16 protein-coding genes are annotated in these 14769 nt (G+C 51.6%); all 16 read right to left on the bottom strand.

What is annotated here, in order from left to right; translation table 11 throughout:
* Window positions 1-25: 25 nt before the first annotated feature.
* The 16 genes from MKY97_RS06180 to MKY97_RS06105 all read right to left on the bottom strand — a co-directional run bounded on the left by MKY97_RS06180 (window position 26) and on the right by MKY97_RS06105 (window position 14724).
* Window positions 26-1165, bottom strand: a complete 1140-nt coding sequence (locus MKY97_RS06180) for a baseplate J/gp47 family protein (RefSeq protein ID WP_342554609.1) — start codon at window positions 1163-1165, stop codon at window positions 26-28.
* Between the two features lie 4 nt (window positions 1166-1169).
* Window positions 1170-1625 carry a DUF2634 domain-containing protein gene (locus MKY97_RS06175; RefSeq protein ID WP_342554608.1) on the bottom strand — a complete coding sequence of 152 codons (456 nt, stop codon included), beginning with the start codon at window positions 1623-1625 and terminating at the stop codon, window positions 1170-1172.
* Window positions 1618-2028 (bottom strand): hypothetical protein, encoded by a 411-nt coding sequence (locus MKY97_RS06170; RefSeq protein ID WP_342554607.1) that lies wholly within the window; start codon window positions 2026-2028, stop codon window positions 1618-1620. Before MKY97_RS06170 ends, MKY97_RS06175 begins: the two co-directional genes overlap by 8 nt.
* Entirely contained in the window at window positions 2021-3010 is a 990-nt protein-coding gene (locus tag MKY97_RS06165) for a phage portal protein (protein WP_342554606.1), read from the bottom strand. Before MKY97_RS06165 ends, MKY97_RS06170 begins: the two co-directional genes overlap by 8 nt.
* Window positions 3007-3636 carry a LysM peptidoglycan-binding domain-containing protein gene (locus MKY97_RS06160; RefSeq protein ID WP_342556256.1) on the bottom strand — a complete coding sequence of 210 codons (630 nt, stop codon included), beginning with the start codon at window positions 3634-3636 and terminating at the stop codon, window positions 3007-3009. The genes MKY97_RS06165 and MKY97_RS06160 overlap by 4 nt, the downstream gene beginning before the upstream one ends.
* A 56-nt stretch (window positions 3637-3692) precedes the next feature.
* On the bottom strand, window positions 3693-5465 hold the full coding sequence (locus MKY97_RS06155; protein ID WP_342554605.1) for a hypothetical protein: 1773 nt from the start codon (window positions 5463-5465) through the stop codon (window positions 3693-3695).
* A 24-nt stretch (window positions 5466-5489) separates the two neighbouring features.
* Complete coding sequence (locus MKY97_RS06150) at window positions 5490-5612, bottom strand: hypothetical protein (RefSeq protein ID WP_260410751.1); 123 nt, start codon at window positions 5610-5612, stop codon at window positions 5490-5492.
* 35 nt (window positions 5613-5647) lie between these two features.
* Complete coding sequence (locus tag MKY97_RS06145) at window positions 5648-6082, bottom strand: hypothetical protein (protein WP_293202845.1); 435 nt, start codon at window positions 6080-6082, stop codon at window positions 5648-5650.
* 154 nt (window positions 6083-6236) lie between these two features.
* Complete coding sequence (locus tag MKY97_RS06140) at window positions 6237-6644, bottom strand: phage tail tube protein (protein WP_095288940.1); 408 nt, start codon at window positions 6642-6644, stop codon at window positions 6237-6239.
* A gap of 168 nt (window positions 6645-6812) precedes the next feature.
* Entirely contained in the window at window positions 6813-8276 is a 1464-nt protein-coding gene (locus tag MKY97_RS06135; protein WP_342554604.1) for a phage tail sheath subtilisin-like domain-containing protein, read from the bottom strand.
* Window positions 8276-8476 (bottom strand): hypothetical protein, encoded by a 201-nt coding sequence (locus MKY97_RS06130; RefSeq protein WP_342554603.1) that lies wholly within the window; start codon window positions 8474-8476, stop codon window positions 8276-8278. Before MKY97_RS06130 ends, MKY97_RS06135 begins: the two co-directional genes overlap by 1 nt.
* Before the next feature lie 80 nt (window positions 8477-8556).
* Window positions 8557-9546, bottom strand: a complete 990-nt coding sequence (locus tag MKY97_RS06125) for a hypothetical protein (RefSeq protein WP_342554602.1) — start codon at window positions 9544-9546, stop codon at window positions 8557-8559.
* Window positions 9547-10362: 816 nt separating this feature from the next.
* Entirely contained in the window at window positions 10363-12066 is a 1704-nt protein-coding gene (locus MKY97_RS06120) for a DUF4127 family protein (RefSeq protein WP_342554601.1), read from the bottom strand.
* 403 nt (window positions 12067-12469) lie between these two features.
* Window positions 12470-13432 carry a hypothetical protein gene (locus MKY97_RS06115; RefSeq protein WP_342554600.1) on the bottom strand — a complete coding sequence of 321 codons (963 nt, stop codon included), beginning with the start codon at window positions 13430-13432 and terminating at the stop codon, window positions 12470-12472.
* A 126-nt stretch (window positions 13433-13558) separates the two neighbouring features.
* Entirely contained in the window at window positions 13559-14269 is a 711-nt protein-coding gene (locus MKY97_RS06110; RefSeq protein ID WP_342554599.1) for a ring-cleaving dioxygenase, read from the bottom strand.
* Window positions 14266-14724: a VOC family protein gene (locus MKY97_RS06105; RefSeq protein ID WP_342554598.1), complete on the bottom strand. Its 459-nt coding sequence runs from the start codon at window positions 14722-14724 to the stop codon at window positions 14266-14268. The genes MKY97_RS06110 and MKY97_RS06105 overlap by 4 nt, the downstream gene beginning before the upstream one ends.
* Window positions 14725-14769: the final 45 nt, after the last annotated feature.

The raw sequence follows: 14769 nt of genomic DNA, 5'->3' as shown, positions 1-14769 counted from the left end.
TACATCCCTCACCTCTGCCCCCACACTACTCATGCACATCCACCGTCCCCAGCACAGCCACCTGGCTGGCGGTCATCTCGATATTCTGGTCGCTTACACCATTCACGGTCAGCTCCGAATAGTCGATAATCGGCGGAATGTCGAGCAGGATTGCGGCAATGCGGGTGTACCGCACGAGAGGATCGGAAAAAGCAAGCTGCTTCAAATACGCGGTCACTCCGCGTTCGATTAATGCCCGCACATCTGCCAGCGCTGCATCACTTGCCAGCGTAAGCTTCACCTGAATGTTCATCGGCACTTCCTCTGCCGGCATCACTGTCACGACAGGTCCAGCCGGGGCAGCACCTTCGCCCTGTCCATCCTGCGTCGGGTCAACATATTTTTGCACTGCAGCCACCAGATCTGAGCCCGCAGCACGCTTGTCCGTATCCAGCAGATACAGTCCAACTGTGCCCGGTCCCTGCCACAGCGGGATGACCCGCGCTGCCCCGACGCCCGGCACTTCACTGGCCCACTGCACATACTGTGCCTTGTTGCCGCTTGTTCCCTGGTTGCGGACTTTGGCATAAAAGCGCTCCAGCAGCGCGGTGTCTGCCTCGATGTCTGCACCGCCCTTAATCACATCTGTGTTCACCACAGATGTTACACCGCTTACCGGTGTAGACAGCACGGTTACGGTGCCTGCGGGTACATTGCTTTCTTTTCCGGCAGCGAGTGCTCTTACGCCTACAGTCCCGACACCATCCTCACCAAGCTCCACACGGCTCACGGTTTCATATTCCAGCGATGCTTCACCAGACACTTCGTCCGCAAGTGTAGCCACCACCGTTTCTGCTGGGACCACTTTACCCGGCTCACCCGTAAATTTCACTGTGCCCTGTGCTGCGACCGCCGCCCGGCGTGTAATGCCATGTTCCCCCGCCCGCAAATCCAGCTCCTCCGAACGAAAATTCGGATCACGGCTTGCTGCCGTGCTGGCAAATCCACGCCGCAGCAGCTCCTGCGCCCACAATGCTGCTTCGGACAGCATAAAGGCCGCCGGAGCCTCTGCATCCCACAAAAACGAACCTTCCGACTTATCCAGATCCGCGGGTAGACGATCCAGCATACGCTGCATGATCTGTTCCTCCGTCTGGTCCTCCAAATAACGCGGAATCTCAGCCATCCCGTCAGATCACCTCACTTTCCAGAATAAACGTCTCTTCCTGCACACTCATCACCCGGCACGAAAACCGGCACTGCTCCCGGTCCCAGTCAAAGGCAAACTGGTCAACCGCATCCGTACGCGGATCAACCAGCAGTGTCTCCGTCACCATTCGGGCAATCTCACTTTCCATCACACCGCGGCTGTCCCCTTGGCCCACCAGATCCTCCAGTTCCGAGCCATAGTCTCGGGAGTAGATTACATGTCTGTAGCGCGGGGTTTTCACCGCCTTGATGCACCACTGGACCCACGCCTCATGTGCGTCTGCCGCAGCCACTTTGCCGCTTGGGGTCAGCACAAAATCACCGGCATCATAGTCGTAGCGCCAGCTCCGTCCAAAGCGCACTTCTTCAGAAGCCGCACCCGACAGGTCCTCTTCATCTCCCCAGACCATACCCGTTTCCGGAAATAAACTAGGCATGGGCACTCACCACCTTACACAGCACCACAATGTCGTTACCGCCATTTACCCGCATCGCCAGCACACGGTCCCCGGCCTTCAGGCCTTTTCCCAAAGACCAAACCGCTTCTTCCACTTCCCCTTTTTGCAAAAGAAACCGTCCCGTGCCCGTCGTGCCTCCGTTTGCCACGTCAGATATCCCCGAAATCGCGCCAGCCATCTCGCGCTCCGGTAACTCTAGCGTGCCCGGTAGCTCGGCCACGAGATAATCCTGCACTTCGTGCTTGAAATCGTCCAGCTTCACACCGGACGCTGTCATCGTACCCAGCACCGCACCAAGGCCGCTCACCGCCTGGCGGGAATGGTTACTCATCGCTCCCCGCATCACATCGGCAAAGTGCCCATACGGATCTTCTTTACTCAAGGTAAACCCTCCTTTTCACCAGCTCCGCCGTACCGAGCTCCAGCGTCATTGTGCCCGGCCCAGCCGACAGATCACGGCTGACCGACATGACGATCAGCTTCAACCCTTTGAGCGTGACCGCGTCTCCGGCGCGAATGGTATTGATATCCGGGACCGAAACCGTAAATGTCTCCTGGATACCCGTCAGCTTGCTTTTTGCCAGCTTTTTGGCGGCGCCGGTTGTTTTCACCTGATCGTCCTCGATCAGTTTTTGCAGCGTACCCAGCTGTTCTGTATCCCCCTGCTCAATCGCCAGCACTTTCGAAGGCACCTCTTTGCCACTACCGCCAGATTCAGACGCAGCCATCACCTTTACTTTGGTGACTGCCCCCTCCAGCGTACGCAGCTGCGTCAGGTCGATCAGCCGATCCAAAGCATGCACCTTGGTATTGCTCCCTACCTTGAACAGCTGCAGCCCACCGGACGTCATCCGCGGATGGTACATCTCTCCCCCGGATTTAGCGGTTTCTTTGAGGTCGGCAAACATCATCGCAAAAATCGTCTGCGACCGGTACACCGCCTTGCCCAGCTTGGTCTTGATTTCCGGCATTGCACCCAGAGGAATTTTCCATTCCTTGGCGTACGATTTAAGCCGCTGCACAGCGGTCTGATCCTTGGGAAAGAGGAATTCGTCCTCTGATTTTTCGAGATAAATCATCCGGTCGTAGACCGTGAGGGATAAGCGTTTTGTGCCGCTGTTTGAGCTTTCCACTTCCCAGATGACTGCCGGATGCAGCAGATGTACCATTGATTTCCCACCAAAAGGAACCCCGCTGATCCGTATCGGCATTCCCGGTGAAATCGCAGGCAGTCCGGAAGAAGCCGACACTGCCAGCCGGATGTTCGCCTGGTAGGCGATCTGATCCAGCGAATCCTTGAGTGTGATCGTCTCGACCAGCTTGGTGACATCGTGCTTGTCATCGACAATGACTTTGTAGGTCATGGCATCACCAGCTTTTGCCCCGGCTTGATCCGGTTCGGATCACTCCCGATCGTTTTGGCATTGAGCTTGTAAATCTCGTTCCATTTGGAACTGTTCCCCAGCTCAAGCTTCGCTATTTTCGACAGAGAATCCCCGGCTTTGACGGTATAGGTCCTGCTCGTCTTTTTCAGATCTGTTCGTGAACTGGACTTACTTGCGGCAGCCCCCGAACCCACCTTCTCCACTTTGGAATCCCGCCAGGTTCGCAGGGTCAGGTCAAAATAAATATCTCCCGTCTCTCCGCCGCGGAAGCTCGAATTAAGCGAAATCAGAAACACCGGCACATTCACTCCGGTCCCGGAAATGATGAAACGCAGCGGCTTTTTGGAGATCAGGAACGTATTCAGCACATTCATCGCCACGCGCGGATCGGGAATGTCCGTCACCGTACAATAGGACTCGTCGTACTCTTTGGGAAAAAAAGAAGAGAAGGTGATCTCCTTCACCTTCTCCCCCTGCGCAAAATCAAATTCGCCATGCTCCAGCATCTGGATTGTTTCGTACCCCTTGGATCTGGAGATGTTGACCTCCTCCGGGTTAACCGGAAATTGAAACGAAGTGCTGCCGTCCTTCAACGTGAACGACATTTGGTTAGGTCCAACTTCATCTTTAAGTACAGACATATCTGCGGCCTCCTTTCTGCTTAGGCCATAATCGTTTTGCGATTTTGCATCGCGCGGCGCAGCTCGTTAGTAATCCGCTGTCCCACCTGTTGACTTACAATATCGTAATCTATAGCGTTCTCGCGAACTGTCACTTGTACCGTTCCCGGCGCAATATGGACATCGATCTGGTTCGTTGTTTCGGTTTTGAAATCCTTGAGGTAACCCGCCAGACTGCCCATCTGCTCTTCGGAAATGTGAACCGTCATCGGGGAAGCTTTACTATTCGATTGAGCGGTGTTATGAACGGCTATGGCTTGGGACTGCATCATACTGGCGCCCATCAAGCCCGCGGAGGTTGATGTACCCAACTGATTATTCATGTAAGCTTCAGGACCAGTGATTGATAAAGCTGCCGGCCTGTATGGCGGCGGCATCTGCGGTGCTGCCGGCACGGAAGGCGATGAGGATGCTGCTGCAGGCGGAGCGGTCTGTTCTTCCTTTTTCGAACCGAAACCGAAGAAATTCGAGATGCCTTCTGTCAGCCCTTTTGTTTTCTCAGAAAAATAATCCGCTACTCCAGTTATTGCTTTACCTGCTCCCTCAGACGCTTTGGAAAAGAAGTTTCCGATATTCTGTACTTTACTGCCAATCCAGCCGCCTGCTTCACTTCCCAGCCAGCCTCCAACTGCACCCCCTACGTATGTTCCAATCACTGGTGAGATCAGCGTTCCCAGCGCGCTGCCAAGCGCAGTACCTGCGGAACCTCCAAGCATAGAGCCGATCGCACGGCCTTTTTCTTCAGGAGGTGCACTTGCAATGTCAGCCACATCCGCCAGCATGCTGATCGGACCCAGCAATCTCTTAGCTCCTTTGGCAAGGCCTCCGCCCAACTTCCCCATCATTCCATCACCTGAGAAAAAGTTGGACATCGCCATGGGTGAAGAAGACATTAGACCAGAGCTGAGTTTAGATTTTCCAACAGCATTGTTCGCTGCATATTTCGAATCTTTCATAACTTCTTTAAACGTTTGATTTGACGTGTCGGTAATTATTTGAGCCTTCGGAGATGAGGGTGAAGATGAAGCAAATTTTCCAACTTCGTTCTTACCGGTTTTTGCATCTCTCAATGCTTCTTTAAAGGCACGGTCAGAGGTATCTGTCAGTATTTTGGGTGTCGGAGCTGCTGCTGGTTTATCTTTCAAGTCTATTCGTCTAAATCTTCCAACAGGTTCACTTGGATTGGCGGCTTTATTCTTGTTAGCTTTTCGCTCAGACCACCAATTTTTAACTTTCTTACCCTTCTCAAATAGGTCACCAACATTGTTAAAGATATTCAATACTGTGTCGGCATTTTCCCACCATGCCTTACCCTCTTCTTTAGCCACATTATTAATCGTTGTATTTGTATTGTGACTCCCAATCACAACGGACATGGAAGAGGCGCTCGCCGGGGTCATTTTCCCCATCGCCACTTCAACCTTCTGCTTCACCTCAACCGACACCGTTCCCGAAGCCTTCACTAACTGATTGCGGAAACTGTTCAGTTTGACCAAAGCACGATCCAGAGCCGGGCTTAACTGATCATCCAGTCCGATTTTGGGTGTGATGCGCAGCCGACTCAAACGTACAGCGGTGCTGTAGATACTTTCCAGCCTGCGGCCCGTTGTTCTGAGCTCATTGTTTACTTTGATCAGGCTCTGGTAACGCACCCTGCCCAAGCGTTCGGTAGAGCGCTGGATTTGATCCAGATAACGAAGGGTGGTCTTCATTTGTGTATTGGATTGGGATAATCCAATAATCAATTCTGCCATTTGTTCACCTCCTGCCTTGTTGAACTAACGATTCATTTGAGCGCTAAGCGCGGCCATCTCTTCTTCCGAGAACGCAAGCAGCAGCGAGCGCTCGCCGCGCGGCAAAGACCAGAACTCTCCGGGACGAAGATGATGACGCACCCACATGTGGTAGAGGAACGTCGTCATCCCGCCGGAGCGAATCAGTTTTTTAGGTCTTCAATCTCCACGCCGAAGCCGGACAGTTCCAGCACTTTATCGCCAACGGCATCCAGCTCACCCGCCAGAAGCATGCGGCGAACCGCCTGCTCTCCACCGGACAGCTTCATGCGGCCCGTGATGCGATTGTCTCCCCAGCCGGACAGCTCCAGTCCGCGGACATTCATTTTTACTGTGGCCTCGGAAATCAGCAGAGCATTGAATGTTTCGGTATCCACTTTCTCCTCGGTGCGCCCCTTCGTCGTCTTGCGAATCGTGCAGCGCTCGCGAATCTGATCCACCTTGGACGAAGTCAGTCCACGCAAAGTAAGCAGCAGGTCCAGACGCTGAATGCGCACATTCTCTTCAGGCAGACGTTCCGCTGCTTCAAACAATTGATCCAGAATCTGTTCCTCGGACAATTTCTCGTTCATGCTCATAAGTCGTATTCTCCTTTTTTATTCCCATATGTTCTCTTATACGGCTGACATTTCAGCTTCACCTAGTAAGATCATCTAAGACACCAAAAAGACCGAGATGTCCTCGGCCTGCATTAGTGTTCTTGTTTGTTTCTTCGCAATTGTTATACGGAGCCTAGTTCGCCACAATCGGATTCAGCAGCTCAAATCCTTCGAAAGTAAATCCGGTCTCCTCAGGCACTTCCTCGCCTGCCGTCCAGTTGGCGAGCTGGATTTTATCCACCATACATCCCTTCAGCAGCACACTTTCATGTCCATACGACTCGGGATCATCCAGCTTCGAGATAATCTGAAATTTAGTGAAACCACGCTGGATCATATCGGATGTGACTTTGTAACCTGTCATCGTACCTGTACCCTTTTTGGCTCCGTTTTTGTGTACTTTCCAGTCATTGCCGACCAGATTCAGCTCCCGCTTCTCAATCTCCACGCTGGCCTCCAGCTTGTTGATGTTTGTCTGCCATACGCCATCCATATGCAGCTGACCATGTGTACCGAGAATCACTCTTGATGCATCCAACATGTATAATTCCTCCTTATTATGGTTGAGCGGCTGCCCTTACACGGTATAACTGCGCGGTTAGAATCCTCTTCCGCTCGCAATTCCTCCTGCAGACCTCCGCTCAACATGTGCTTCTGTTTTTACCAAATCGTTTATCTACCTGCCTATTAGCCTGCTGTCAAGGCTTCCTTACTGAACGTAAAACGTACCGAACAGCTGCTCCATCACATCCGTCAGCTTCACGTTCCACTGCAGGAAGACCTGATCTGCCTCCGGTTTCAGCACCGGGGAGGCACCGTAATATGCCGGGTCGAGAACGACGTCATACCCTTCGGCTTCAATGACATTGCTCTGTGCCAGCAGCGCCAAATAGGCCTTCATCGCACCAATGAGTGCCTGACGACCTTCCTCCGTATTATTCACTTTGCCGATATACGTATCTTCTGCGGAACGCTGCAGATCCGTATTGATTGCATCCATTACACGGATGGAACGAATTTTTTTCCAGGCATTATTCTGTCCGGCAGCTGGTGTTACCAGGGTGTTCACACCGCGAAGCGCTTTAACCCGGCGACCGTCGTGGAAGAAAATAAATACACCATTCTGTACAGCCTGCTCCTGTTCGGCGCGTGTCCAGCGGCGGGTGACATCGTCAAACGGCGCTGCCGCATACGTTGTCGATTCATTGAGACGCTGACCGGCAATAAGACCCGCTACATAAGCGGATGTTTGAGCAGAGCTGTAGAACGCATCGCCCAAACGCACGCCCGTGCCCACATTAATCACACCTTCATGGTTCAGTGTATGTGAACGTGTCGCCGCCTTCTGAGCTGCAGTCGCCGAAGTGTCATCTGCTGTGGAGCCGCCAAATACAGCCATCACGGGTTTACCTTCACCGCGCACACGCTTCACCCATGCAGCATAGCTGGCAAGCAGCGCTGCATCTGCCGCATGATCCAGTGCCAGCACATCGAACTGCTCCCCTTCCAGTGCTCCCTGCAGAGCAATATATTCCGCATTAGTCAGCGCATCGTTTCCACTTGCGCCGCCTTTGAACGCCGCACCCGATACGTTCGCAACCTCTCCTGTCCCATCTCCAATCGCCTTAGCCGTGATCCAGATATTCTGCTCATCCGCATTCATCGCTTTGGCCAGAGCAGCCGCCGTAACGTCTGCCGTCAGGAGCGCGTACAGCATGCGGCTTCCTTCAAACAGACGCACTTCAAACTTCGTATTATCAATGACACCCGGCTGGATCGTCACATAGAATCCATTGGCACGGTCGCCCGGATATTTCGCATCAAGCTGCAGCACATCCGCACCGTCACTATCCTTCAACGTCAGAGCAGCCGCTTTGGCGGTCGAACTTGCGACACGATATGCAAGCAGCTTCTTCGGGCCGCCCAGCAAAGCCAGCTTCAGAGACGTATACGCCGTCCCGTTATCCCCTGCATTTGATGCAAACGTACGATCAATGGCTGCTTCACTGCCAATTTCCACAAATGTGCCAACTGGACCCCAATTGGCCTTCACCGGCACAACAACGGTTCCACGACTGCCTGCCTGGATGGCCGAAGACGCTGCCGCCTGAAAATTCATATATAAGCCCGGAAGTACCGGACGATTGTTTTGCTCCCATGTTCCACCTGCCATTATTCCTTCACCTTCGCTTTCAAAAATTGGTTGAGTCGTACCTGTGCTTCTTCAATAGAAAACGTCTGCTGCGCCGCTTCGTGCAGCGCACCAACCAGCACCTCTGCCTTCACGGCAAAGAGGGCTTCCGAATGATTCATCAGTTCAGCCCGCGTATACTGCGGAAGAACCGTTATCTTTTTGTTCGCCGAGCTGGGCATGTTTCTCTTCACCTCATGGATTCACTTCAATTCATATGATCTGAGGCCGCCTGCCAATATCGGCCCCTCTGGACTTCCATTTACTGTATCCCTTTGGTATGGTGGATTTCGCGCATAAGCGGTGCACTCGTAACCGGACGACGCATCCGCTGCGTCAGCATTAGACGAATCTGTCCATTCAGATATGCATCGGCTTGCAAATCCGCTGCTGCCTCATCTACCGTCATATAACGCATGCTGCTTTCGTCACCTGAGTCAGCTCCATCACCTTCACTGCTCAATGAGGTGACGGCGATTCGGGATTGAAGCGCCAGCTGCTTAACCAAATGACTTATCGTCTGCTCTGTCAGACCTGTGTGATCTGTCAGGACATGTCCGACACATTGTTTGCGCACCTCCATTGCGGCAGTTCCTGCCGCCGCGGTACTGCACCCGGTCAAACGCCATAATATCGATGGCATTGTATATCCTCCCGGCCAGCGGTCTGTGTACACCGAATAGTCTGCGCTTAACTCATTTACGGTCCACCGCTGCAGCGCAGCAAGCCAAGGATCACTTGTAACAGCAGCATTTTCAGAGGTAGAGGCACGCTGTGGTTCGGGAATGTACACACCAAAACGCAAGCTTCGCGTAACCAGCCCTGATTCGGTATCCATGCGCTCACTGTCCGTTGATCCCAGAAAGATGCATGTAAAAGCGCCGCCTGCCTCATCCTCCAGCCGTACTTGGTGGAGCCCTGCAATCAGGACTGCAGACCAAGTTTCTATCTGCTCCGCGCCTCCATCTTCCTGCCGGGCATAAGGCGAAATCTTGATGATCCGCCGATACCCTGCCCAGGTTGACTTCGGTACTTCTTCCGCAAAAGCGGCCACGGCACACGGACCTGACAGTACTTCACCCGAAGCTGTCACATCCTGCACGCGGCCTTCCCATGCGGGGACCAGAGCTGTCAGCTTGTTTTTTAACGTCTTTTTGATACGTGTACTGAGCCGAATATTCGGTCCGGTACTGCTGCCGCTGTGGCTTTGTTCACTGCCTGCTCCACTGCTTGCTTCATGACTTATAGACACATTCATTTCGCCCCCTTCTGCTGTAAAAATAATTTCTGTCCCCATGTTACAGCAGCCATGCGGCAGTTCAGGACTCCCCCCTTTTTCCGCACTCCATGTGGAACCGGATCACGTGCAGGGACAACTTCACCGCATCAAAAAGACCAGCCATCCCGGCTGGTCTGTACATTAGCGTATGTGCTTTCGGTGTGTCCCCTGCGATTGATCCGATAATACAATCTTACACCCTTTCTCCCCAAGCGCGGACGGTCATTCGGTTGACTTCAGTGCGATTAAGGGAGAAGCTTGGGCGGTAAAAAGACGAGTTAAGATGGCCATTTCACAATCAAGCGTCTGGCTATACGAATTGCAAAAATATACAATAGATTGAAATCTCTATAATTCTTATAAAGGGAGTCTGTCATGAAAAAAGCCCTCTCGCTATACTTGTTTTTGCCAATCTTCAGTTACTGCACAGGTTTAACAGCGTATGCACTCTTATTCACTGTATTTTATAACGAGTCCGTTACAGATTGGGGTCAGCTCATGATCTGGACTGCGCCAGTCTACTTGATCTTCAATTCAGCCTGCTTCATTCTTTCCTATGTTCTGCTAAACACCGTTCAAAAGTACTTCTTTTGGACACAAACCCTTCTCTTCGTCATTTCAAGCGCTTTTTCGGTTTATTTAATCCCGTTTATGTCAGGGATATTTATAATTAGACCCAACTTTATATTTACGAGAGAAGGGCTATCCTTTTACGTATTATTCGGCATCGCATCCGTCACTGCTTCATATATCCTATGGCGAGCACATCAACGAAGAGTTTGATGCTGCCTAGTTTAATCTCACCTTAGGGCTCAATGTAATCTCAAATGCACGGCCCCAAATGAAATCTGGGTTATTGTATTCCAGCAGTGCACCGTTGTAAACCGCATACGTCAGCTGCCCGTTACAGATCTGGCGAATGGCGGGATTCCCCTGCTGGAAGGCTGGTCTACTTGCCAGTTCAGCAGTGTGGGTCTGCATCAGATCACGCAGCAGGCTTTGCAGATGAGCATAATCCTCATCCGAATTGAACAGTGCCATATTTTGATCCGCCAGCGCGGCCGCATTGGTATACAGGGCGTGAGCACGTGAATAGGTGCGAACATCGGCAATAGCCACCGCTTTGTAGCTGTAATCCTTCAAAAATCGTTTAAACAGCAGCGAACCATGTGCATTCATCGCTTCCCGCAGCTTATGTTCATGCTTTTCCGTGGTGATCAGCGCATATCTCGATTGTGCCATCCCTACGGCAAGTCCGATTTTGTTCCCCGGCGTGTTCCAGGCACTATAACCAAGCACCCGTCCGGTATATGGACTGTTCAGGAGCGCTTCAGCCACATCGACATTCGCAGGCCCTTTACCCACAAAATCAATCAGGATGGATGGAAGTCCCTGTTCTCCATTAAACGCCAGACGCTCTACAGCCGCCTGCAACTGATCCAGCGCCGTTACAGCGATAACCTCCATGTCCACTGCGGTATCAGCCGCATCCTCAGTGGCTACACCACCCACAATATCGACATGGTGCAGGATATTTTGGTGTACGTCCATATATTCGTAGGTGTTGATAATTGTAGAACCGTGCGGGCCGAAGTATTTTATCCCATACTTTGTCTTAGCCCCACCTCGGAACAGCTGATTAGCCATCCGCGCGACCAAAGCATGCCCCAATCCGTCTGCATCCGGCAGTATGATTGCCCGATCCGGATTCTGACCATCCGTTCCGCCGAGCCATTCATTGATTCGTGCTTCCACATACTTGATTTCATTAATCTGAACGCCCTGCGTATTGGCATCATCCACACCAACAGCAAGAAAATCGATATAACCCGTGCGCGCCAGCTGATCCAGAATGTAACGATTCGTTTTGAACTTGTGCTGCCTTGTATTGTAATATTGCTGCTTATCAAAATAGGTCGTATCCCCGTATGCCTCACCCGCTGGAGATACGTTATACCCTTCAATAATATCTTCAAATTCAGTGTAGGTCTGGCGCGGCTGCTGCATCAGCGCACGGGATTCATTATACGCATCAAGCGCCAGGCCATCGGCGAATGAAGTCGTCGCAAGCCGCATAATCGTGTCCATCACAAACAGCGGTTTACGCGGGTACTTTGTTTTAATGTCGCGAATAACATCCAGCAGATGAGTAGTTTGCTCATCATACGCAGGGTACGTCCCCCCACCGTCTTCCCGAAGCTGACGACTGCCAATCAGTCCGCCGTAGGCAAGCATGTCGGTAGAAATAATAAAACCATCCACCTTGGACGCGTGTTTGAGTACAAAATCATAAATTCTGGACGGATTCCCGTAAATAGGTGTGGAAGTACCGAGAAGCGTGGTACCGTCTGTCGTCTTTTCCGTATCCAAACGATTTTTGATATCCTTCAGGTCAGGTGTAATGATGTGAAGACCGGCTGCTTGCCCTTGTACAATTACGTCATCCAAATTCGCGGGACGATCATCGAGTGGAACATACAATACTGTTTTCATATCCTGTAGCCTCCTGTTTTTGATATTCTTCAATACCCGATCAGAGCAGGAAAGCAATCATCAAATAGAAAAAAACCGACAGATTGCCGGTCTGATTCTTCGTCTGTGAGCTGCTTAACGCTTTTGCCTACCTGCTTGTTACTTCTGCTTTCCCTCCAGCTTGCTCTCCAGCTCTCTGCCCTTCCTTGCTTCTGATCCGATAATACCATCTTACCGCCTTTTCCTTCTCACGGAGACGGCTTAACGGATGATTTACGTCGGATTGTCGATGGTTTTAGGATCATCAAATGGCGAAAAAAAGCACCTGCCGCCTGGGCAAGTGCTTCTTCATTATGAGTTATTCGTTATCTGTGAATTACGGTTTGCTCGCTATTTATAGATCATGCATTCTCTGCTATCAAGCTTATGCGATAATATATCTGAAGTTCTCCCAAATCTCGGGCTCAGCTTCCACGTTCCTGGCATGGTGATAGAAGCTGAACGGGAACTTAAATACATGGCCGCCGTACCAGTCATGGCACCTACGATCCGTCAGCCAGTACTCCAGCTCATGCGGCAGTGCGCCTGAACGCTCGGCTCGGGTTAGCGGCAGTACGTCCACAGGAGATTGCAGCGTGGCTGTTTTGTCCGTTATAACATCGATACTGCGGCTGAGACGCAAAGCCTTCACCATTTTGAGGAATGGAGGAATGCCTTTGTCAAACAATTCTCTGTAACCCAGCTCATAAAGTATATTCAGTGCATGCCCGTAGGTAAGCATATGACCGATCAGATCATGGTGTGATTCTGCCTGATAGATCGTATGAAAAGCACCCAGTTCCTCCAAAATCAGCTGCGACAGCTGCATCGGATTTTGGATTTCAAGGAAACCGTCCTTTTCTTCCAGGCGCATATGGCGAATCTCTTTCACCGTGGTATTCACCCAGGATCTGCCTGGAATCGTTCGTTCGAATGATGCAATTAATTGAGCAATCTGCTCAATCTCTTCTGCTGTGCCCCATCCTTCCAGTTCGCGAATAGCCTTGAGGCTGACCGCTCCATAGATGGCCTGATGTCCCACCCAGTGCAGCTCCCCAATCGTTTGTTCCAGAGCATCGGCTATGCGCGCTTCAGCTTCAACCAGCGGCAAACACGCATCTGGCAGATCGGTCGGTGCGGAACGTGTCCCATGCTGACGAAGCATCGCTTTGGCTTCGGCGGTGACGCTGCCAGCGGCGAGGGAGGTGAGCCGATTTTCTCTTACGTAAAAATAAGCTGCAATCGCCCCTGCCCCATAGTGGGCATGCCACAGGTCTCCTGTGCGTTCCCGACTGAACGCAATGGTCGCTAATCCCTCTTCCAACAAACGTCGATCCAAGTCTGCCATCCCCCTTCAACTTATAGAAACCTCGTTAACAAGCTGGACGGATCTTAATCCCCCAAAATAAAGCGTTTACTTCTATAACATGATCCGGTTCAGACACTTATGACCTTTTGGGCTGTATAAATCGAATTAAAAATGTCGTACAAGGGTACTCGGCTGGCGGCATAATCTTCCATTCCCATCAAATTGAAGCCTGCCCACGTCGCGGATTACAGCTTCCAGGGGGAAGATCAGTGCCTTTTGAGATGAGAAAAACCAGACTCGTTCCTGCTTCACCACGATAAACAAACCTCTTCGGTCGCCTACCGGAGAGAAGGTATCACTGCCCTCACCCCAGCGAGCCAGTCCGACCTTCTCCAGTTCTTTCACCGCAGCCGGTACATCCTCCGATACCAGCCCGATCTCACACACCTGCAGGATAGCTGCTGCCGAGAATGCACGCTGCTGCTCATTATTTTCCCGATGATGGGCGATCAGCTCTACAATATTTCCGGCGGGATCTTCAAAATACAATGAATGAGAATCCCAATTGGTCGAATACGTTTCATCCCGCTCCCCATCTGTACTTAGCGTTACACGTGATGCCGCCCACTGCTTGGCTTCCTGAAACTGATTGCGCGGAATCATCCAGGCAAAATGGTAGAACGGCTCTACCGTTCTATTCGCCGCTTCAGGCGCGGTGCTCCACTGCTTGAATACCATCCTGGTTGTTCCTGCCTGCAGCGTGAACGTCCCTTCCGAAGGTTGGAGTTCGGACACCGGCATACCCAGCGTAACCCCATAGAAATGGTGCAGTTCCTCCAGCTTCACGGTATAAAATGACACCTCTTCAATGATCATACGCTTCTTCCCTGCAGCTTCTCCCATTCACTCCACGGCACCAAGCCCAGTTCAGGTCTTGCTTCATCGGGCAGCACAGCGATAAATTCCAAGGAGTGACCATCCGGGTCGGCAAAATAGACGGACACCGCCGGCATCCAGCCAAACACATATAACTCCCCAATATCGTCATCCTGAAAATTGCGAGTGGCAATACCCTTGTTTTCCAGATATTCAACCGCATGTTTCATATCCTCCAGAGACACGTGAAAAGCAAAGTGCTGGCGCTGCACCTGAGCAGGGTCCTTCTCCCACAGCCCCAGCATCGCATTACGCTCGCCGCCTACCCAATAGAACGAAACTCCGCGCTCCGGTTGTCCATGTGCATGAGTCAATCCCAGTACCTTTTCATAGAAATGATGTGACTTCTCCAGATTCGTAACATTCAGATGGGTTTCATATATGCCCTTAATCATGATACATACCTTCTTTCCAGGTTCATTACCAATATTTTAATTATT

The organism is Paenibacillus sp. FSL R7-0652, from assembly GCF_038595045.1.
In the GTDB taxonomy this organism is placed as follows: domain Bacteria; phylum Bacillota; class Bacilli; order Paenibacillales; family Paenibacillaceae; genus Paenibacillus.
The sequence above is the reverse complement of the archived record's forward strand: the minus strand, read 5'-3'. Positions and strand labels throughout refer to the sequence as shown.

Bases quoted from the DNA above. Each gene is read 5' to 3' on its own strand.
- MKY97_RS06180 (WP_342554609.1), bottom strand. From the start codon at position 1,165: ATGGCTGAGATTCCGCGTTATTTGGAGGACCAGACGGAGGAACAGATC.
- MKY97_RS06175 (WP_342554608.1), bottom strand. From the start codon at position 1,625: ATGCCTAGTTTATTTCCGGAAACGGGTATGGTCTGGGGAGATGAAGAG.
- MKY97_RS06165 (WP_342554606.1), bottom strand. From the start codon at position 3,010: ATGACCTACAAAGTCATTGTCGATGACAAGCACGATGTCACCAAGCTG.
- MKY97_RS06160 (WP_342556256.1), bottom strand. From the start codon at position 3,636: ATGTCGTTCACGTTGAAGGACGGCAGCACTTCGTTTCAATTTCCGGTT.
- MKY97_RS06155 (WP_342554605.1), bottom strand. From the start codon at position 5,465: ATGGCAGAATTGATTATTGGATTATCCCAATCCAATACACAAATGAAG.
- MKY97_RS06150 (WP_260410751.1), bottom strand. From the start codon at position 5,612: ATGTGGGTGCGTCATCATCTTCGTCCCGGAGAGTTCTGGTCTTTGCCG.
- MKY97_RS06145 (WP_293202845.1), bottom strand. From the start codon at position 6,082: ATGAGCATGAACGAGAAATTGTCCGAGGAACAGATTCTGGATCAATTG.
- MKY97_RS06140 (WP_095288940.1), bottom strand. From the start codon at position 6,644: ATGTTGGATGCATCAAGAGTGATTCTCGGTACACATGGTCAGCTGCAT.
- MKY97_RS06135 (WP_342554604.1), bottom strand. From the start codon at position 8,276: ATGGCAGGTGGAACATGGGAGCAAAACAATCGTCCGGTACTTCCGGGC.
- MKY97_RS06130 (WP_342554603.1), bottom strand. From the start codon at position 8,476: ATGCCCAGCTCGGCGAACAAAAAGATAACGGTTCTTCCGCAGTATACG.
- MKY97_RS06120 (WP_342554601.1), bottom strand. From the start codon at position 12,066: ATGAAAACAGTATTGTATGTTCCACTCGATGATCGTCCCGCGAATTTG.
- MKY97_RS06115 (WP_342554600.1), bottom strand. From the start codon at position 13,432: ATGGCAGACTTGGATCGACGTTTGTTGGAAGAGGGATTAGCGACCATT.
- MKY97_RS06110 (WP_342554599.1), bottom strand. From the start codon at position 14,269: ATGATCATTGAAGAGGTGTCATTTTATACCGTGAAGCTGGAGGAACTG.
- MKY97_RS06105 (WP_342554598.1), bottom strand. From the start codon at position 14,724: ATGATTAAGGGCATATATGAAACCCATCTGAATGTTACGAATCTGGAG.